The 18776-nt window shown below is 70.1% G+C and carries 16 protein-coding genes and 1 tRNA gene; 10 read left to right on the top strand and 7 right to left on the bottom strand.

Annotated features, from left to right (window positions below):
- Positions 1-28: 28 nt before the first annotated feature.
- The 5 genes from AB0B33_RS13950 (at position 29) to AB0B33_RS13930 (ending at position 5951) form a co-directional block, all read left to right on the top strand.
- Positions 29-2284: a glycosyl hydrolase family 18 protein gene (locus AB0B33_RS13950; protein WP_360770851.1), complete on the top strand. Its 2256-nt coding sequence runs from the start codon at positions 29-31 to the stop codon at positions 2282-2284.
- A gap of 164 nt (positions 2285-2448) precedes the next feature.
- Positions 2449-3621: an alginate lyase family protein gene (locus tag AB0B33_RS13945; RefSeq protein ID WP_360770848.1), complete on the top strand. Its 1173-nt coding sequence runs from the start codon at positions 2449-2451 to the stop codon at positions 3619-3621.
- Between the two features lie 118 nt (positions 3622-3739).
- A tRNA-Pro gene (locus AB0B33_RS13940) sits at positions 3740-3813 on the top strand.
- Positions 3814-3935: 122 nt separating this feature from the next.
- Positions 3936-4895, top strand: coding sequence for a hypothetical protein (locus tag AB0B33_RS13935; protein ID WP_360770846.1), 960 nt, complete (start codon positions 3936-3938; stop codon positions 4893-4895).
- Positions 4896-5147: 252 nt separating this feature from the next.
- Positions 5148-5951 (top strand): SAM-dependent methyltransferase, encoded by an 804-nt coding sequence (locus AB0B33_RS13930; RefSeq protein ID WP_247023088.1) that lies wholly within the window; start codon positions 5148-5150, stop codon positions 5949-5951.
- Here AB0B33_RS13930 and AB0B33_RS13925 read toward each other — a convergent pair.
- From AB0B33_RS13925 to AB0B33_RS13915, 3 genes are all read right to left on the bottom strand, one after another.
- Positions 5941-6291, bottom strand: coding sequence for a ClpX C4-type zinc finger protein (locus tag AB0B33_RS13925; RefSeq protein ID WP_247023087.1), 351 nt, complete (start codon positions 6289-6291; stop codon positions 5941-5943). The genes AB0B33_RS13930 and AB0B33_RS13925 overlap by 11 nt on opposite strands.
- A gap of 25 nt (positions 6292-6316) precedes the next feature.
- Positions 6317-6706 (bottom strand): hypothetical protein, encoded by a 390-nt coding sequence (locus AB0B33_RS13920; RefSeq protein WP_247023086.1) that lies wholly within the window; start codon positions 6704-6706, stop codon positions 6317-6319.
- A 78-nt stretch (positions 6707-6784) separates the two neighbouring features.
- Positions 6785-8005, bottom strand: coding sequence for a GDSL-type esterase/lipase family protein (locus AB0B33_RS13915; protein WP_360770841.1), 1221 nt, complete (start codon positions 8003-8005; stop codon positions 6785-6787).
- A 131-nt stretch (positions 8006-8136) separates the two neighbouring features.
- Here AB0B33_RS13915 and AB0B33_RS13910 point away from each other — a divergent pair, with 131 nt between their 5' ends.
- The gene (locus AB0B33_RS13910; RefSeq protein ID WP_360770838.1) at positions 8137-8379 is read left to right on the top strand and encodes a hypothetical protein; all 243 of its coding nucleotides are present in this window, start codon (positions 8137-8139) and stop codon (positions 8377-8379) included.
- Here AB0B33_RS13910 and AB0B33_RS13905 read toward each other — a convergent pair.
- The 3 genes from AB0B33_RS13905 to AB0B33_RS13895 all read right to left on the bottom strand — a co-directional run bounded on the left by AB0B33_RS13905 (position 8376) and on the right by AB0B33_RS13895 (position 13331).
- Entirely contained in the window at positions 8376-9218 is an 843-nt protein-coding gene (locus AB0B33_RS13905) for a GH25 family lysozyme (protein ID WP_360770836.1), read from the bottom strand. The two genes, AB0B33_RS13910 and AB0B33_RS13905, sit on opposite strands and share 4 nt — an antisense overlap.
- A gap of 91 nt (positions 9219-9309) precedes the next feature.
- Complete coding sequence (locus AB0B33_RS13900; protein WP_360770833.1) at positions 9310-10758, bottom strand: radical SAM protein; 1449 nt, start codon at positions 10756-10758, stop codon at positions 9310-9312.
- Entirely contained in the window at positions 10758-13331 is a 2574-nt protein-coding gene (locus tag AB0B33_RS13895; protein WP_360770830.1) for a glycosyltransferase, read from the bottom strand. Before AB0B33_RS13895 ends, AB0B33_RS13900 begins: the two co-directional genes overlap by 1 nt.
- 138 nt (positions 13332-13469) lie before the next feature.
- On the opposite strand from AB0B33_RS13895, the gene AB0B33_RS13890 reads away from it, so the two are divergent.
- The 4 genes from AB0B33_RS13890 to AB0B33_RS13875 all read left to right on the top strand — a co-directional run bounded on the left by AB0B33_RS13890 (position 13470) and on the right by AB0B33_RS13875 (position 16998).
- Positions 13470-14552 carry a sensor histidine kinase gene (locus tag AB0B33_RS13890; RefSeq protein ID WP_360770827.1) on the top strand — a complete coding sequence of 361 codons (1083 nt, stop codon included), beginning with the start codon at positions 13470-13472 and terminating at the stop codon, positions 14550-14552.
- Positions 14549-15202, top strand: coding sequence for a response regulator transcription factor (locus AB0B33_RS13885; RefSeq protein ID WP_360770824.1), 654 nt, complete (start codon positions 14549-14551; stop codon positions 15200-15202). The genes AB0B33_RS13890 and AB0B33_RS13885 overlap by 4 nt, the downstream gene beginning before the upstream one ends.
- 94 nt (positions 15203-15296) lie before the next feature.
- The gene (locus tag AB0B33_RS13880; protein WP_360770821.1) at positions 15297-15686 is read left to right on the top strand and encodes a hypothetical protein; all 390 of its coding nucleotides are present in this window, start codon (positions 15297-15299) and stop codon (positions 15684-15686) included.
- A 1-nt stretch (position 15687) separates the two neighbouring features.
- Positions 15688-16998 (top strand): DJ-1/PfpI family protein, encoded by a 1311-nt coding sequence (locus AB0B33_RS13875; RefSeq protein WP_360770819.1) that lies wholly within the window; start codon positions 15688-15690, stop codon positions 16996-16998.
- Here AB0B33_RS13875 and AB0B33_RS13870 read toward each other — a convergent pair.
- Entirely contained in the window at positions 16964-18421 is a 1458-nt protein-coding gene (locus AB0B33_RS13870) for an alpha-L-arabinofuranosidase B (protein ID WP_360770816.1), read from the bottom strand. The two genes, AB0B33_RS13875 and AB0B33_RS13870, sit on opposite strands and share 35 nt — an antisense overlap.
- Between the last annotated feature and the right edge of the window lie 355 nt (positions 18422-18776).

Here is an 18776-nt window from a genome sequence, read left to right as displayed (position 1 = left end):
CCGCCCCCGTGCCGTCTGGAGAACCGCCATGAGACGCACCCCCGTACGACTACGCTCCGCGCTCGCCGCCTTACTGGTGGCGCTCGGCGGCACCGCGGCGCTCGCGCCACCCGCCGCCGCGGCCGGCTCGCTGACCGCCACCCTGGCGATGAGCGGCACCACCGGGACCTACACCGTCGCCAACACCGGCACCGCCTCGGTGAGCAACTGGGCGATCACCTTCACGCTGCCCGCCGGCGTCACCGCGTCGACCGGCGAGAACGGCACGGTGACCCAGAACGGCACGCAGGTCACGCTGACCCCCGCGTACTACATCGCGACGCTGGCGCCGGGCCGGACCACCTACCCGTACAGCCCGACTTTCCGGCTCAGCGCCGCCGCGGCACCCGCGCAGTGCCGCGTCGACAACGCCAACTGCGACGGTTCACCGGACACGCCACCGGGTGCGCCCGGCGGGCTCAGGCTGGTCACGAAGACGACCAAGACGGTCGCCTTGGCCTGGACCGCGTCGGCGGCCGGATCGTTGCCGGTCACCGGGTACGACGTCTACCAGGGCACGTCCCTCGCCGCGTCGGTGACCGGGACGAGCGCGACGATCTCCGGGCTCACCCCGGGCGCGGCGTACTCGTTCACGGTGAAGGCCAAGGACGCCAAGGGGAACACGTCCCCGGCGAGCGCCGCACTGGCCGTGACGACGAACAGCCCCTCCGACGACACGCAGGCGCCGTCCGCCCCAGCCGGGCTGCGCTCGACGGCCGCGGACTCGGGCAGCGTCTCCCTGTCCTGGACGGCGTCGACGGACAACACCGGCGTGATCGGCTACGACGTGTACCGCGGATCGGTACTGGCCACCACGGTGACCACGACGTCCGCCGTCGTGACCGGGCTGGCACCGTCCACTTCGTACTCGTTCACGGTGCGGGCGCGCGACGGCTACGACAACGTGTCGGCGCCGAGCGCCGCGGTGACCGCGAAGACCGGCGACATCGTCTCGGGCTACGCGAAGGTCGGCTACTTCGTGCAGTGGGGCATCTACGGGCGCCAGTACTTCGTGAAGAACCTCGAGACGTCGGGCGCGGCGGCCAAGCTGACGCACCTGCTGTACGCGTTCGAGAACATCGACCCGGTGAACCTGACGTGCCTGTCCGGCGTCACGAAGGGCACCACGGCGAACCCGCAGGACCCGAACCAGGGTGACGGCGCCGGCGACGCCGAGGCCGACTACTCGCGGCCGTTCTCGGCGGCGCAGTCGGTGGACGGCGTGGCCGACACGGGCTGGGAGTCGTTGCGCGGCAACTTCAACCAGCTGAAGAAGCTCAAGGCGAAGCACCCCAACCTGAAGGTGCTGGTGTCGCTGGGCGGCTGGACGTACTCGAAGTACTTCTCCGACGTCGCGGCCACGGACGCGTCGCGCAAGAAGTTCGTCTCGTCGTGCGTCGACACGTGGCTGAAGGGCAACATCGCGTCCTACGGCGGCGCGGGCGGCCCGGGCACCGCGGCCGGCATCTTCGACGGCATCGACCTCGACTGGGAGTGGCCGGCGAGCGCCGACGGCCACCCGGGCAACCACTGGAGCCCGAACGACAAGGACAACCTGACCGCGCTGATGGCGGAGTTCCGCACGCAGATGGACGCGTACGGCGCGACGACCGGCAAGCGCTACCAGCTGCACGCGTTCACGCCGGCCGACCCGAACAAGGTCGCGTCCGGGTGGGACCTCTCGAAGGTGTTCAACTACCTGGACGTGGCGAACGTGCAGGGGTACGACTTCCACGGCTCGGGCAGCGACAACTCGTGGGAACCGAACCGCACCGGCCACCAGGGCAACCTGTACGCCGACGCGGACGACCCGTACCCGTTCCACTTCAGCGCCGAGGCGGCGATCAACGCGTACACGAACGCGGGCGTCGATCCGCGAAGGCTGACGTTGGGCCTGGCCTTCTACGGCCGGGGCTGGCAAGGCGTCGCGGCGGGCGGCAAGAACGGCGAGTGGCAGTCGGCGACCGGCGCGGCCCCGGGCCAGTTCGCCGAGGAGGCGGGCACGCGCGGCTACGCGAACCTGCTGGCGAGCGTCCCGAACTGCACGGTCTACCACGACACGGCGGCGGTGGCGACGTCCTGCTACACGGGCAACGGCGGCCAGTGGTGGACGTTCGACGACGCGTGGTCGATCGGGCTGAAGACGACGTGGCTGAAGCAGCGCGGCCTGCTCGGCGTGATGGCGTGGGAGATGTCCGGTGACACCGGCGCATTGATGAACGCGGTCAGCGCCGGACTCGGTTAGGTTGTTCAGCCCGCTGAACGGAATCGGCCTTTCCGTTCAGCGGGCTGAACCTTTCCTTCAAATCGCGAACAAAGGCTCTCAACTTCTTGACTCCCGATGGTCTGGACCATGAAACTGGGCGCAGCGCGCAGGGGATCCAGGACACCGTCGTCTCGAGGAGAGCCATGTCCCGCTTACGCTTGTTTTTCGCTTTGGGTGCAGCGATCCCGCTGGCACTGGGGCTGATCGCCACCCCGGCCCCGGCCGCCCCGGCGACGTTCACCCACCCCGGAGTACTGGTGAGCCGCCCCCAGCTGGACTTCGTCAAAACCCAGGTGAACGCGGGCGCCCAACCCTGGAAAGCGGCGTACGACCAGGCATTGGCGAGCTCGTACGCCTCGTTGTCCCGAACCCCGAAACCCCGCGCGGTCGTGGAATGCGGCTCCTATTCGAACCCGAACTACGGCTGCACGGACGAGCGCGAAGACGCGATCGCGGCGTACACGGACGCCCTGATCTGGTACATCTCGGGTGACGCCCGCTACGCACAGAAGGCGATAGCGCTGATGGACGCGTGGTCGGCGACGATCACGAGCCACACCAACAGCAACGCACCCCTGCAGACGGGCTGGGCGGGCTCGTCGTGGCCCCGAGCGGCGGAGATCATCAAATATACGTACACGAGCTGGCCCAATTCGGGGCGCTTCGGCACGATGCTGCGCAACGTGTACCTGAACAAAATCATCAACGGCAGCAACAGCAACGGCAACTGGGAACTGTCCATGATGGAGGCCGCGGTCGGCATCACGGTGTTCCTGGAGGACAAGCCGAACTTCGACAAGGCGGTAACCCGGTACCGCAACCGAGTGGCGGCGTACGTGTACCTGTCTTCGGACGGCGCCTTGCCGAAGACGGTCCCTGGCAGTGGGTTGTCGTCGCGCGACCAGATCGTGGGCTACTGGCAGGGCCAGTCGACCTTCGTGGACGGCTTGACCCAGGAGACCTGCCGCGACTTCACCCACACGGGCTACGGCATCGCGGCGATCGCGGACGTGGCGGAGACGCTCCGCATCCAGGGCCAGGACGTCTACGGAACCGACGTCGGCGAACGGCTGCGTCAGGCGCTGGGCTTCCAGTCGAAGTACCAGCTGGGGACTGCGGTGCCTTCCTGGCTTTGCTCGGGCTCCCTGAAGCTGGGGTTGGGTCCGGTGACCGAGGTGGGGTTCAACGCGCTCCACACGCGCCTGGGCATCGCCATGTCCAACACGCAGACGCTGACGGAACGCCAGCGGCCGGCGGGGTCGAACAACCTGTTCGTGGCTTGGCAGACGTTGACCCACGCAAGCAACCCGGCTTGATCTTGGGCTCCGGTCCGCCTGAGTTGTTTCCGCAGGTCAGGCGGACTGGGGACCCTGCTTGCAGAGGGGGTTGAGGGGCACGCTAGAGTACTTCTCACGCACTCAGCGAGTGCGGGTCCGGGCTGTGGCGCAGTTTGGTAGCGCACTTGACTGGGGGTCAAGGGGTCGCAGGTTCAAATCCTGTCAGCCCGACGGACAAGCCACGTTCACTCAGGTGAACGTGGCTTTCGTCGTATCCGAGGCCGTAACGCGGAGCCCGGCGGTGCCGACTACTCGTGATCCGGGTGATCACAGTTTCGACGAGGAGGCTCCCGGTGCCGTCGTTCAAGCGCCGACGCCGTTCCGATGTTCCGCGGCACACGGTGCGGATGTCGCTCGGGGTGAACCTTGCCGTTCTGCTCGTGGCTGCCATTGCGACCGCGGCCGGGATCGCGGCCCTCTTGTGGTGGGCCTTTGGACGGCCGCGGATCAGTGTCACCGCCCCGTGGACGGCGGATCAGAGCCTGAACCTGCTGAAGATCACGCTGACCGTCGTCGGTGGGATCGGTGGGATCGTGGCCCTGGTCGTCGCGTATCGGAAGCAACAGCTCAACGAGGCGGCCGAACGGCGCGAGGAAGCCAAGTTCTTCGCCGAACGGTTCACCAAGGCCGCGGAACAGCTCGGGTCGGACAAGGCCGCCGTGCGATTGGCCGGGGTGTACGCCATGGGCGGGCTGGCCGATGATTGGTACGCCGGGCGGCAGACGTGCATCGATGTACTCTGCGCGTACCTGCGCATGCCGTATCGATCGGAGGAAAATTCCCTTCCGGCCGCCGGTCAAAGCAGAACACTGGGACTGCGACAACCCGGCCATGGCGCGTCGTCCGCGCCGAGGGGGAGCGAGCACGATCCTGCCGATCGTGGCGAGCGGCACGTCCGCGACACCATCATCCGGCTGATCTCCACGCACCTTCGTCCTCAGGCGCAGGTTTCGTGGCGTGGCCGAAACCTCGACTTCACCGGGGCACACTTCGACGGCGGGGACTTCAGCAACGCCGAGTTCACCAGCGGTATGGTCCTGTTCGAGAGAGCCCGGTTCACCGGCGGCTACGTGCACTTCCAAAACGCGAAGTTTTCCGGTGCGCTCGTCAGCTTCCACACGGCCGAGTTCGCCGGCGGCACGGTCAACTTCACCGAGGCCGAATTTCCGGGGGCCGCGTCTTGTTCAACGACGCACGCTTCGAGGGAGGAACGGTCGCGTTCAAGGACACGAAGTTCCAGGACGGCAACGTGAGCTTCGGCGGCGCGAAGTTGAGGCAGGGGATCGTCTTCTTCGCGGAGTCCGCCTTCAGCGGAACTCCTGTGACCTTCGAAGGGGCTGAATTCGCCGGGACCCGCGTCGTTTTCCGTGACCCCGCGGACTGGTCCCGGCCACCGCTGTTTGACGAGTGGGACAGCCCACCTGCCGGACTGGTTCTCCCGAAGCACAAGCACAGCGACAGTCAGACCAGCTAGGGTGACCGCAGCCGATTGCAGGGGACGAACCATGACCGAGCAGGAGGGGGCGGACTGGATCCCGCCCGGGGCTGATCTTTCCCGCCCCAGCGCCGCCCGCATCTACGACTACCTTCTCGGTGGGGCGCACAACCTCACCGCCGATCGGGAGGTTGCGCGGAGGCTCGAGGCCATCCAGCCCCAAGTCGCCGCCGTGGCCAGGCGGAACCGGGCCTTTCTCCGGAGGACAGTCAGGTTCCTGCTCGACCAAGGCGTGCGGCAGTTCCTCGACCTCGGCTCCGGCATCCCCACCGTCGGCAACGTCCACGAGGTCGCCCAAGCCACCGACCCCGCGGCGAAAGTGGTCTACGTCGACTACGAACCCGTCGCCGTTGCGCACAGCCGGATGTTGCTCAAGGGGAACAGCAACGCCGCTGCCGTCGAGGCCGATGCCACCGATACCGACGCGGTCCTGCAAGCCGAAGCCACCAAGAGGTTGCTCGACCTCGGGAAACCCGTCGGGTTGCTCGCCATCACCCTCGGGCACTACCTCCCCGACGTCAGCGAGATCTTCAAAAACTACCGTGAAGTCCTCGCGCCCGGCAGCTACCTCGCGCTCACCCACCTGACGAACGACTTCGCCGTCCTGAACGATCCGCGGGTGGCCGAGACCATGCGGTCGACCCAGGACCACATCTTCCCGCGGACGAAGAGCGAAGTACTGGCACTCTTCGACGGCTTCGAGCTCGTCGAACCCGGGCTGACGACCTCCGCGAACTGGCGACCGGACCGGTTGGCCGCCGTCGTCGATCCTGAGGAAGACGGGCTCTACGCCGGCGTGGGCGTCAAGCGGTAGAACCGAAGCGCTCCCACGCCGACTGGCGGGTCATTCCCAATGCCTCGCCGATCTGGGACCACGTGCCGCCCAGTGATCGGGCCTTTCCGACCCACGCCGCCAGGTTCTGCTGGACCTGGGTGGTCGCCGCGGACACGGGAGCCAGGTTCTGGAGGACCTGTGCCAGTGGCAGGTCGTGCTCCCACGGAGCGATCAGCGGCGCGTCGGAAGGCTTGCCCTCGATCACCGACACACAAAGCTGCACACAGCCGTCACAGATGAAGACACCTGGGCCGCCGACCAACGTCTCCACTTCCGTGTTCGGCTTCGAACAGAACGAACAGCGGGCGATGACCGCCATCGGACCTCCCTTGTCAGGGCTGACCTTACAAGCGTAAGGGAGCGCCTGACAAGAGGAACGACGACGTCCACTCCGAAAGCTCCGTGAACCGGACTGTCAGCTCCTCGATCTCGGCCCAGCGCCGGTGCTCCCTCTCGAGGTCCGGGACCAGGAAGTCCTCCACCAGCAACAACAACGTCGCGATCTCGTACGCGACGTCGGCCAGCTGGAGGAACGGGCGGTACTCCGCCTCGACACCCGGCCCGTGCGCCACCGCCCAGTCGCGGGCGCCGTGGCCCGCCGTGCGGCACGCGGCCACGACGCGGCGTCGCAAGGAGCCGCGGCGGGAGTCCGGGTGGGCTTCGGCCAACGGGGCGACGTTCCAGGCCACCGACAGCAGGCAGCACCCGGCGTCGTCCATCGAGTCAGCGATCACACGGCGTACTCTGCGCATCCCCGCACAAAACCGCCGGTCCGACTCGCGTGGTCAACCCATCGTGTGAAGAACCGGCCCCTATCGGGCGAGCAGCGAAACCGACACGAAATCGGCCAGTGCCTGCTGACCCGCCGCGTTGGCGTGGATGCCGTCGCCGTTGTCGTACGCCGGGAGGATGCTGTTCGGCTTCAACGGGTCCTTCAGCACCTGGTCGAAGTCGACGACGCCCGAACACGTTCCGCCGCAACTGCTCCACTTGGACACGAACAGGCCGATCTCGTGGCGGGCCAGGTTCGCCGCGTCGTCGTAGCCGGGGCGGGGCGTGCTCGGCGTGACGTACACCGCGATGCCCGCCGCGCGCAGGCGCTGGAACACCGCGCGGTAGCTGGCCAGGATCGCCGCCGCGTCGCAGCCGTACGCGAGGTCGTTCGTGCCGTAGTAGTAGATCACCGACCGGACGCCGTGCAGCGCCAGGACGTCGCGGTCCAGCCGGCTCGCCGCGTCCAGGCCCGCGACCGACGGCGGCATGCCGGGACACGTGGGGGCACTCGTCGTACCCGAGACGCCGGCGTTGGCGACAGCGAGCGGCGCCGACGATGCGACGAACCGCCGCGCCAGGTCGTCGGTCCACCGGCGATCCGCGCCGAGCTGGGTGCAGCCCGGGCCGCAGTTCGTGCTGCCGACGCCGTCGACCACCGAGCTGCCGAACGGGACGACCGTGCCCTTCAGCGCCGTGTTGTGCACGTCGACGGCGCTGACGACGTACGTCGACCCGACCGTCGACGTATAAGCGGTGCCCGGACCGTCGGCCGTGTGGTCGCCCGAGCCCGGCGGGGTGAGGTAGTTGTCGCGCAGGGCCGCGCCGTGGCGGCCCACCACCGCCGTGCCCTCGACGGACATGCTCACGGCCAGGTTCGTGTCCGGCTTCGTCACCAGCTTGGTCTCGTCGCTCCAGACCTCACCGCCCGCCGGGATCGTGACACCCGCGCGGCCGGCGAACGTCAGCCCGCGCACCGCCGACACCGCGGCGCCGCCCGCGCTCGGCCCGGCGGTCGCGTGGCCGATGGTCAGCGGGCCGGTCCCGAACGTGTTCTGGAACCGGACGCGGACCGCGTCGCCACCCTGGCTGAGGTGCGTGATCATGCGCACCGACTGCGCTGACACCGGCGCGTCGGCCCGGCCGTCCTGCGACTGCGCCCACGACGTGAACCACGCGGGCCCGGCCCCGGCAGCTCCCGGCGCCGACGCGACGACGGCCGCGGCCACGGAAAACGCGGTCAGAAGGGCGATCCTGCGCACGGCGGCTCCCTTGTCCACTGAGGACAGTCGGCGGCGACGGCCCTGCCGCCGATCGTAAGCAGCCGATCACGGAACCGACAGGATTCTGTCCGATCTTGTCAGCGGAGGCGCCCGCACGGTTCGATGGCGTGATGGAGCAGCTGCCGCCACTCTTCGGCGAACCGTACGAAACGCAGGACGGCACGACGGTGATCCCCGTCAGCCGCCCGGTCGGGGTGTTCGCGATCCGCGAGGGCGAAGTCAAGTGGGAACCGGCCGTCGACGCCACGCGCGTCGCCCTGCTGGCGGTGACGACCGGCCTGGTGGCCGCGACGCTCGGCACCCTCGCGGTGCTGCGGCGGCCGCCGTGGCCGGACGTCTCCCTGCGCCGTTAAGCGCCGCCGGCCGCCGCGCCCTTGGCCAGTGCCTGGACGCGGCCGAACGGGCCGTTGTAGTAGTTCTGGTCCCCCGGCAGGCCGCCGCCGCGGGCGAACTGCCAGATGCTCTGCTTGTCCCAGCCGGCGGGCAGTTCGCCGACGTCCGCGCCGTAACGCGCGAGCCAGAGCGGGTTGGTGTTCCCGAACTGCCCCGCGTTGCCGGTGCAGCGCTTCCACCACGCCGTGCTCGTGTAGATCAGCGCGCTGCGCTTCACCTTCGCCAGGTAGGTGCGGGTGAAGTCGGCGATCCACGCCGTCAGGTCGGCCGCGTTCTTGCCGTAGCAGACCTCGCCGTACGGGTTGTACTCGATGTCCAGCGCGCCAGGCAGGGTCGTGCCGTCGGCGCGCCAGCCACCGCCGTGGGCGATGAAGTACTCCGCCTGCTCGGCGCCGCCGGAGACGTCCGGGCGGCCGAAGTGGTAGGCGCCGCGGATGATGCCCGCCGCGTGCGCGCCGTCGTACTGCTGCCCGTACTGCGGGTTGACGAACCCGGTGCCTTCGGTCGCCTTGACGTAGGTGAACTGCGCGCCGGCGCCGGCCGCGGCGGCCCAGTCGACCGGGCCCTGGTGCCCGCTGACGTCGTGGCCGAGCGTCTGCCCGACGTCGTCCAGGCGTGGGGTGCCCTGGACGCCTTCGTGCAGCGCGATCTGCGTGCCGGCGTAGTTCGCGTCCGCCAGCGAATAGTCGGGGGCGGCCGCCGCGGGCGGGGCGGTGACGACCGCCGCGAGCGCGGCCAGCGCGCCCGCTCCCGCGAGCCGCGCCCGCCACTTCGGTTGTTCGGCCAGGCTTCGGCTCATCCGGGCTCCGATCTCGGTACTGGCACGTCCGAAGCCCATGCTGCCCGCCCGTGTCGCTCTTCGCGACACTTCTGTCACTCGATGTAGTGACTCACAGCTCGGTCGTGATGATCGCTTCCACGAGGACCTCCCCCACCCGGGTCAGTTCGACGACGCCGTCGTCCGGGTCCAGCCGGACGAGCCCGCGCGCGGCCAGCGAGCGGAATTTGCCCAGCCACGGCTCCGCGAACAGCGACCGGCCGGGGAACCGCGAGCGGTGCAGCGAGTCCCGCAGCGGCTGCAACGTCGTCAGCGCCATCTTGACCGCCCGCGCCTCCTGTGCCTCCGGGGTGAACCGCGTCGCCGACCCCAGCGGGATGCGCCCGGCCGCCACGGTTTCGGGGTAGCGCCGGGAGTTCACGTCGGTGATCGCCTCGGACGCGCGGCAGCTCGAGCTGCCGCCGAGCCCGATCGCGACTTCGGCCTCCTGCTTGTCCTGGTCGACCATGATGGACTTCCACTTCTCCGGCCCGAGGCCGTCGCGCGCGAAGTACATCGTCGGGTGCTCGGTGTAGCCGGCCGCGCGCAAGCCGTCGGTGAGCAGTTCGCGCATCTGGTACTGCTCGCCGAGCGTCGGCCAGCGGTGGCCGTCGCGCACCAGCTTGTCCCGGTAGGACGGCAGCTGCCACGCGGCGGGCTTCTCTCCCGTGACGCCGGTACGGGTGTCGCTGTAGGACGCCAGGTGCAGCTTCGTGCACACGACCGCGGTGACTTCGTTCTCCAGCACGACGTCCAGGTCGCGCCGGACGCTGTCGAGGGTCTGGTCGAGCAGGCCGTACATGAGGTCGATGCTGATCCAGTCGAACCCGGCGCGCTGCGCGTTGCGGACGAAGTCGACGCACATCGCCGCGCTGTGCTCGCGACCGCACAGCTCCAGCACGTGGTCGTCGAACGACTGGACGCCGCTGGACAGCTTGGTGCAGCCCAATTCCCGCAGCAGGTCCAGCTTCGCCGGGGTGAACGTGCTGGGATCGCCCTCGAAGCGGATCGTGGTGTCGCCGGTGAACCCGAAGTGCGCGCGGTAGAACTCCAGCAGCCGGCGGATCTCCGGCTCCGGCAGCAGCGACGGCGTGCCGCCGAAGACGTTGAACTCCCCCACTTCGGCCCCGGCCAGGTTCGGCACGGCGTCGAGCCACAGCTTCGCCTCGGCGATGTTCAGGTCGACCCAGTGCTTCGCCTTTTCGTACGTCACCTCGGGTTTGCCCTTCACCAGCACCACCGGGTACTGGCAGAAGCGGCAGCGGTAGGCGCACGTCGGGATGTAGGACCAGAGGTGGATCGGGCCGGCGGACGCGAGCTGCGCGTCCAGGTCGCGCAGGAACTCCGCCGGCGTGCCGGGGACGTTGCCGGGGAACACGTGCGCCCCGAACGGGTCCTCGCGGACGAACTCGAGCAGGTGCCGGTTCTCGGGCGCTTCCAGGGCGTCGAGCACGGCGGGCCGGGGCCACGCCGGGTCGAGACCGTGCAGCGACCCGATCGCCGCTTCGTAGGCGAGCGTCATCAGAACACCCCTCCGTTGCCGAAGTAGTTGTGGGCTTCCCCCGATTCGCGATCCTCGCAGTAGTAGTGGACGAACTCCGCGAAGCGAGCGGGAGGGATCTCCGTCAGGCACGGCGGCAGCGGGGGCGGGAAGCCGATGTCTTCGCCGACGTGCTCCCGCAGGCACGCGAACAGCTCGTCGGCGAATTCGAAGTACAGCCGGTACGACGGTGTCTTGTAGGCGTGGATCGGCGTGAAGTCGACGACGCGCATCTCGTCCCGGATCTCCGCGATCCGCCGGGCCAGCCGGGCGGCCAGCTCCGCGCCGAAGAACGCGATGACGGCGTCGTCTTCGAGCAGCGCGGGGGTCAGCAGCACCGGCAGGATGGTGTTCTTCGGCGTGAAGTCCTTGATCGAGAACTCCCACGCCTGCCGCGCCTCGGCTTCGGTCAGGTCCGCCGCGGCGCCGGGCGTCGCGGGCCGGATGTCGCGCATGACGATGATGCCGTCCGAGCCGTACGCCCGGCCCGCGATCACCTCGTCGATGGCGTGGTCCACGCGCCGCGGGTTGATCTCGACGCGCGAGCGCGGCGCGTACGTGATCGCGTCGCCGCCGCTGGCCACCTTGATCCCGAAGTCCCAGTCGTCGGAGAGGTGGCTGACGAACTTCCCGTCCTGCAGCTGGTAGAAGATCTCGATGCCGCCGGCGCGCTCGTAGGCGTCGCGCTCGACGGCGAACCCCTTGCCGTCCGGGAAGCCGCCGAACAGCGAGAACGTCACCGCGCGGCACCGCAGCGTCCGCTGGATCGCGTCCCACAGCCGCGGGCGGCCGGTGAAGTGCCCGGCGTTGTAGTAGTAGTCGCAGACGCCGATCGCGGCCTTGCTCGTCTCCATCGCGGCGAAGAGCTCGCTGAGCCAGTGCGCGTCGACGCGGCAGTCGGCGTCGGCCGACACGAGGTAGAACCGCTCCCCCGGATCGGTGTCGGGCCGGTTGCGGCTGCGCGCCGCGGCGAAGTCCATCCCGGCCCGCCGCGCGCACGAAACCCCCTGCTCGGACTCGTGGATGACGTGCAGCGCCAGGTCCGGGTGGGCCGCCGCGAAGTCGCGGGCGATCGACACGGTGTCGTCGGTCGAGTTGTTGTCCACCAGCACGACCTCGTAGCGGCCCCGGTCGAGCGGCCCGTCGCCGTCGCGCTGGTCGTGCAGCGTCCGCAGCACCTCCGGCAGGTTCGCGGCTTCGTTGTACACCGGCAGCACGACGCTCAGCCGCGTACCCGCCCCCATCGGCGGCGGGTAGAGCCGGTCGACGAGGCCGTCGACGACCGGCGTGCCGAACCGCGCCCGCCCGAGTTCCGAGTTCGCCCGCACCACTTCCGCCCGTTTCCCTTCGTCGGTGATCAGCTCGGCCACCTCGCGGGCGAACGCCGCGTCCGGCAGGTCGCGCGCCCGGATGTCCAGCACCGGGGCCCGGAACCCGCCGTAGACGACGTCGTAGAGCTCGTACCCGCTGGTGATGTACGGCGTCCCGGAGGCGATGGCTTCGCTGACCGGGTTGCCGTAGCTCTCGTAGTCGTAAGAGGTCAGGAACGACACGACCGTCGCGTGCGCGAGCAGGTCGCGCACCGAGTAGCGGCCGGGCAGCGCCGTGTCGTACGGCGTCAGCCAGCCGCCGAAGACGACGCGGTCGCGCACGCCGAGGCGGTCGGCCAGCGCGACGAGCCGGGTGTGCTCGGCGGGTGCCTCTTCGACGTCGCCGGCGACGAACAGCCAGGCGTCCGGCAGCAGCGCCAGCAGGTGCAGGTCCCGGTCGACGCGCTTCTGCGGGATGATCCGGGTGATCCGGGCCAGCAGCGGGACGTTCGCGGGAATGCCGTGGTCCCGGCGGAAACCGCCGTTGCGCTCGTCGATCCGCGCGGGGGCGATGGCGAACGCGTTGGGCAGGACGTCGATGTTCCGCAGACCGGGAACCCATTCCAGGGTCCGGGCCTTCGCCTGCTCGTGGAGCGCGAAGTAGTGGATGTGCGGCGAGTTCCGCGGCGCGGGGACGCCGGGGTACGGGAACCGGCCGTACTTGGCGATCCCCGGTTCGCTCTGCCACATCAGGTCGTGGTCGCGCCAGAACACGAACCGGCCGAGCCGGTGCCGGGCGCCGTAGCGGTCGATCGCCCGGTACAGCGCTTCGGTGTAGGTCAAGTTCTCCGGCAGGGTCCCGTTTTCGACCGCCACCATGGTCACGCCGAGGCGTTCCCAGGTCGCGACGATGCGGGTGGCCAGCTCCCCGGCGATCCGGTCGATCTCCGGGCGCAGCGTCTCGTCGCCGCCCTGGACCACTTCCCGGAGCACTCGTTCGACGAACGCGCGGTCGTAGCCGCGGATCTGCTCGACGCCCTCGACGCGGTCGAGCGTGACCCAGTCCGGCAGCAGGCCCGCTTCGTCGCGGTAGGGCCGGAAGAAAGCACCCTTGCCGGCCTTGATGTCGTAGCCGAGGTCGAGGTGCACCCGGCGCCCGCGCAGCCGGCCCGCCGTCTTGAGGAACTCCACCACGACCCCGGAAAGCGGGGTGGCGTCGAAGGACACGCCCCAGAGCACTGACATCGATGTCGGACTCCCGTCTCGGCTTCGCCGTCACCGCCAGCCTACGGGTTGTGGCGGCGGGCGGCCGCGTGAGCAGAGAGCGCTTTCCTCCGGTCCGCGGTGGTTGACCGCGGCCCGGCGACGCCCCAGAGTGGCTCCATGAACCGGGCCCTCGGGGTGCTGACCTGCGGCGCCTTCCTCTCCGTCGTGCTCGGGGTCCTCGGTTCCGGGGAACCCGTGCTCTCCCTCGTGCTGGGCGCCGTCTTCGCCGCCCTCGCCACGCTGGGCTTCGGCTGGGTGCAGGACCGCGGCCGGCTCGGCTGGGCGGCGGGCTACGTCGCCGTGCAGCTCCCGCTGTCCTTCTTCGTCTTCACGGTCAACGCCGGCGTCGGGGCGACGCTGTTCCTGGTCGTGCTGGTCAGCCAGTGCGTGCTGCTGCGGCTGCCGCTCCCGGTGGTCGCGCTGGTGATCGCCGTGGTGCCGCTCGTGCACCTCGGGATGTCGCTCGGCGAAGGCCTGCGCGAAGGGCTCGGCACCCTGGTTTCGGTGCTGTTCGCGGCCGTCATCACCGAACTCCTCGTGCGCGAGCAGCGGTCCCGGGGCGAACTCGCCGTAGCGCACGCGAAGCTGCGCGACTACGCCACCCAGGCGGAACGGCTGGCCACGGCGCAGGAGCGCAACCGGGTCGCCCGGGACATCCACGACGGGCTCGGGCATTCGCTCACTGTCGTCCAGATGCAGGTCAAGGCCGCGCGGGCGGTGCTGCCGACCGATCCCGGCAAGGCCGACGAAGTCCTGGCCAAGGCTCAGGACCAGGCCGAGAACGCCCTCGCGGAAGTCCGCCGGTCGGTCAAGGCGCTGCGCGAACCGCGGCCGGCGCCGTTGCCGGACGCCCTGGAGGCACTGGCCACCGAAGCCGGGGTACCGGCGCGGCTCACCGTGTCCGGCGCCGAACGCCCGCTGCCCGAAGCACACCGGGAGGCCCTGTTCCGGGCCGCGCAGGAGGGTCTGACGAACGTCCGGAAGCACGCGTCCGCCGGGCGGGTGGACCTCCTGCTGGACTACGCCGAGACGTCGGTGCGGGTCTCGGTGCGCGACGACGGCGTCGGCAGCGACGACGGTGCGCCCGCCGGCTTCGGGCTGCTGGGGCTGCGGGAACGCGCCGAGAACCTGGGTGGCAAGCTCGACTTCACCTCGGCGCCCGGCGAGGGCAGCGCGCTGAGCATGGAGGTCCCGGGATGACGCCGGTCCGCGTCCTGCTCGTCGACGACCAGGCCCTCTTCCGCGAAGCCCTCGGCACCCTCCTCGCCACCCACGACGGCATCGACGTCGTCGGCGAAGCGGGCAACGGCGAGGAAGCGCTGAGCCAGGCGGCCGCGCTGACCCCGGACGTCGTCCTGATGGACCTGCGCATGCCGGTCCTCGACGGCGTCGGCGCCACCCGGCGGCTGCGGCGGGCGCACCCGGCCGTCCAGGTCATCGCGCTGACCACGTTCGACGACGACGAAGACGTCTTCGCCGCGTTGCGCGCGGGTGCGGTCGGCTACCTGCTCAAGGACGTCTCGTCGGCGCGGCTGATCGAGGCGGTGCGGGCCGCCGCGCGCGGGGAATCCGTGCTGCAGCCCTCGGTCGCCGCGAAGGTCGTCGCGCGGTTCGCGCAGCTGGCCGACGCGCCCGAGCCGCGGCCGCAGCCGCTGGTCGTGCCGCTGTCGGACCGCGAACTCGAGGTGCTGCGCCTGCTCTCCGGCGGCCGCAGCAACCGCGAGATCGCCACGACGCTGTTCCTCGCCGAGGGCACGGTGAAGAACCACGTGACGAACCTGCTGGGCAAGCTCGGTGCCCGCGACCGCACGCAGGCCGCGTTGCGCGCGAGGGACCTCGGCCTGCTCTGACGCGGTCACATGACCCGGGTCATGACTTCCGGCACCTGGCAGCACGGCGCCGGACCGGGATCCTCGTCCAGGACGAAACCTGGAGGGACCCGCGATGACCACCGCCGAGACACCGAGATCCACCACCCGCAAGCTCGCCCGGTTCGCCGGCCACTACGTCGAAATGGTCGTCGCCATGCTGATCGGCATGGTCGCGCTCGCCCCGCTGTGGCCGTCGGCCTGGCTCGATCGGGCCGATGTCGAAGCGCTCGTGATGGCCACGGACATGACCGTCGCGATGGTGCTCGCCATGGCGCTGCGCCGGCACTCCTGGCCACGGATCGCCGAGATGGCCGCCGCCATGTACCTGCCGTTCGTGGCGCTGCTCGTGCCCTACTGGCTCGGCGCGCTCTCCGGCACCGCGCTGATGGTCGCCGGGCACGTGCTCATGGTCCCGCTGATGCTCGCCGCCATGGTGTGGCGCCGCGCCGAGTACTGGCACTGACGTGCGGACCTTCCTGAAGTGGTGCGCACTCGTCGTCGCCGTGCTCGCCGTCCCGGCCGTCGGCGCGACCGTCTCCGCCCTCTCGGCGTTCGACGCCCTCTACGCCCCCGGTCCGGTGCGGCCCCTCCCGACCGCGGCGCCGGTCCCCCACGACCCGGCCAAGCCGACCGCGGTGATCGTCGTCGGCGACCACGGCGCCGTCGTCTCCGACGCGCTGGCGCCGTACGAAATCCTCGCCGCGACCGGGAAGTTCAACGTCTACACGGTCGCCCCGCACCGCGAGCCGGAGCCGCTGACCGGCGGCCTCGACCTGGTGCCGGACTTCGGCTTCGACGACCTGGCCGCGCGGCTCGGACCGAAGGCGCCGGACCTGGTCGTCGTGCCCGCTCTGCCGGACGTCGGCGAGCCCGGCAGCGACGTCGTCACGGCGTGGCTGCGCGCCCAGGCCGCTCACGGCGCGAACCTGCTGAGCGTCTGCAACGGCGGCGGGGTGCTCGCCTCGGCGGGGCTGCTCGACGGGCGCCCGGCCACCGCGCACTGGCTGAAGCTCGACGACTGGGCGAAGGAGTACCCGGCCGGGAAGTGGGTGCGCGGGCAGCGGTTCGTCGACGACGGCGACGTCGTCACCACCGCCGGAGTCCTCTCCGGCATCGACGGGACGCTGCACTGGGTCGAGCGGCTCGCCGGGCCCGCGGTGGCGGCCGGCGCCGCGGCGAAGATCGGCTGGCGCCACTACGGCACCCGGGTGCCGGTGACGCCGCCCGCCGGGGTCCCGGACGCCGCCGCGATCGTCAACGCGGGGTTCCGCTGGAACCCCGACACCGTCGGGGTGCTGCTCACCGACGGTGTCGGGGAGATCGAGCTGGCCTCGGTGTTCGACACCGAGGGGCAGTCGCTGTCCGCGCGCACGCTCGCCCTCAGCGCCGGCGGCGGCCCGGTCCGGTCGCGGCACGGGCTGACGTTCCTGCCGCGGGCGGCGCTCACCGCGCCGGGCCTCGACCGGCTGCTCGTGCCGGGCGCGGCCCGCGGGATCACGCCACCGGCCGGTGGGCCGGCCCCCGAGTACGTCCACGACCGGCCCGGCTTCGCCTACGACACCGCGGTGAGCCGGCTCGCGCGCAGCACCGACGTGGCCACCGCCCGCTGGACGGCGAAGGTGCTGGAGCTGCCCACCGACGGGGTCGTGTTCGAAGGCCGGGCCTGGCCGTGGCTGCCCACCGCCGTGCCGATCGTCTTGATCCTGCTCGGCGCGGCGGTGGTCGTGGCCGTGCGCCGGATCAGGGCGCCCAGGGCTGGGCCACGACCCAGCTGACATCGTCGTTGTACGACCCGGCGGCGTCCCAGGCGTGGGCGCCGCTGGTGTCGGCGATGTAGAGGGTGTTGTTGTAGTGCCGCAGGTACTTGCCGGAGTAGTTGTAGGACCGGAACGACGAACCCTGGCCGTTCTTCCCGGTCACCGGGCAGAACGTCGCGTCGGCGCGGAAGGCCGCGCTGCCGTCCATCGGCTGGCGGTACACCTGGAAGTTGAAGTGCCGCAGGAAGTCACCGGGGTAGTTGCGGGATTCGAACGACACGCAGGACGCGCTGGCCAGCCCGCGGCGGACGATCCAGGTGGCGTCGCCCTTGTCCAAAGTGGAACTGACGGCCGAGATCACCGCGTTGTCGTTCTGGTGGCGGATGTAGTCGCTCGTGCAGCACGCGGTGGTCGCGCGCAGGGAGATCTCCGAAGCGGGGTTCAAGGTGCCGGTGGAGCCGGTCGGGCCGCCGTAACCGACCGACACGACGTTGGCCTGGACCGCGTTGTCCGCCGCGTCCGACGGCAACCCGGCGGTCATGACGCCTTCGAAGAACGAGCCGATCGAGCCGTTGCTGTTGTCCCCGCCGGTGCCCAGCACGATCGCGCCTTCCTGGTGCATCGGCGAATACCCGGCGCGCGTCGGTTCCGGACCGGAGTACGTCGTCCGCAGGCCGCCGGACTGGGCGTTGGCGTCCTTGAGCGCGAGGAAGTTCTGGCCGTTGTTCTTCAGCAGGGCGGTGACGAACGGCGCGGTGATCCCGGTGTTGGCGGTGTTCTGGCTGCCGCCCGCGCTCGACTGGAACAACCCGTTCTCGAGGTCGGCCTGCACCCACGGGCCGGCGCCGTGGCAGGGCTGGAACCAGCACTCGGTGCCGAAGTTGAGGGCGTCCATGTGGCCGTTGCCGGTGTCCTGGTTGTTCGTTTCGGCGTTGCCGTAGTCGAAGCAGCAGGCGCCGTTCACGTGGGTGCCGGAGGTGATCATGTACATGCCTTCGGGCTGCCCGTTCTTCGCGACGCCGGACGTCGAGTTGTCGCGGTAGCCCATGCGGCCGGAGAAGGAAGCGCCGTAGACCTGGTGCCCGCCCGCGGTCACCGGCAGAGCGTCCGCCGGCACGCCGGTGTCCTGCCCGCCCGCGCCGCCGGGGCCTTCGATCGTCAGGTCGTTGTGGCGCGGCGACTGGTCGTAGAGCTCGGTGATCAGGCACGTCGTCCCGGCGCAGAACGAATCCTGCGCGGCGGCGTTGGCGTACCCGCCCGCGGCCAGCAGGCCGATGTTCGTCTTGGCGCCGTCGGACGCGCGCTGCACCTGGTAGAGCGGGCCGTTGTAGGCGGCGTAGAGGGCGCGGGTGGTGCTGTGCGCGGCGACGCACGGTGTGCCCGCGGCCCCGTAGATATCGCACGGCAGCGAAGCGGCGGCCGACGCGGTCGAGGCGGTCATCAAGCTCGCGAGTGCCAGAACCACGGCACCGGCGAGCGAGAGCCAAAACCTCGGCCGACTGTTAGCGCTAACATTCTTGCCGTCTCGACGGTGAGACATAAAAGCCTCCATGGCTTGGCCGAATGATGTGAGCGTTACCAGCGAGCACTATCCAGTCCGATCCCCCGTTCGTCAACGCCCCCATCAGTCGCGAAACGGACATCCTTGCGATCTAAAACGATTTACATTTACCTGCACCGATGCAGCGCGTGCGCCCCGGTGGAGTATTGCCAACGTGTGAGTTCGTCATTACAGTCACGTATCACGTCTTATTGAAACGTTCAAATTCGTCGCCCATCCCCGCCACCAGGGAGCC

The sequence above is a fragment of the Amycolatopsis sp. NPDC049159 genome (assembly GCF_040648295.1).
GTDB classification, from domain to species: domain Bacteria; phylum Actinomycetota; class Actinomycetes; order Mycobacteriales; family Pseudonocardiaceae; genus Amycolatopsis; species Amycolatopsis pretoriensis_A.
Note: the sequence above shows the minus strand (reverse complement) of the source record. Positions and strands in the feature narration are given on the sequence as shown.

Coding starts and splice junctions, on each gene's coding strand:
- AB0B33_RS13890 (WP_360770827.1), top strand. CDS start 13,470: ATGAACCGGGCCCTCGGGGTGCTGACCTGCGGCGCCTTCCTCTCCGTC.
- AB0B33_RS13930 (WP_247023088.1), top strand. CDS start 5,148: ATGACCGAGCAGGAGGGGGCGGACTGGATCCCGCCCGGGGCTGATCTT.
- AB0B33_RS13880 (WP_360770821.1), top strand. CDS start 15,297: ATGACCACCGCCGAGACACCGAGATCCACCACCCGCAAGCTCGCCCGG.
- AB0B33_RS13900 (WP_360770833.1), bottom strand. CDS start 10,758: ATGACGCTCGCCTACGAAGCGGCGATCGGGTCGCTGCACGGTCTCGAC.
- AB0B33_RS13870 (WP_360770816.1), bottom strand. CDS start 18,421: ATGACCGCCTCGACCGCGTCGGCCGCCGCTTCGCTGCCGTGCGATATC.
- AB0B33_RS13895 (WP_360770830.1), bottom strand. CDS start 13,331: ATGTCAGTGCTCTGGGGCGTGTCCTTCGACGCCACCCCGCTTTCCGGG.
- AB0B33_RS13945 (WP_360770848.1), top strand. CDS start 2,449: ATGTCCCGCTTACGCTTGTTTTTCGCTTTGGGTGCAGCGATCCCGCTG.
- AB0B33_RS13905 (WP_360770836.1), bottom strand. CDS start 9,218: ATGAGCCGAAGCCTGGCCGAACAACCGAAGTGGCGGGCGCGGCTCGCG.
- AB0B33_RS13910 (WP_360770838.1), top strand. CDS start 8,137: ATGGAGCAGCTGCCGCCACTCTTCGGCGAACCGTACGAAACGCAGGAC.
- AB0B33_RS13950 (WP_360770851.1), top strand. CDS start 29: ATGAGACGCACCCCCGTACGACTACGCTCCGCGCTCGCCGCCTTACTG.
- AB0B33_RS13925 (WP_247023087.1), bottom strand. CDS start 6,291: ATGGCGGTCATCGCCCGCTGTTCGTTCTGTTCGAAGCCGAACACGGAA.
- AB0B33_RS13885 (WP_360770824.1), top strand. CDS start 14,549: ATGACGCCGGTCCGCGTCCTGCTCGTCGACGACCAGGCCCTCTTCCGC.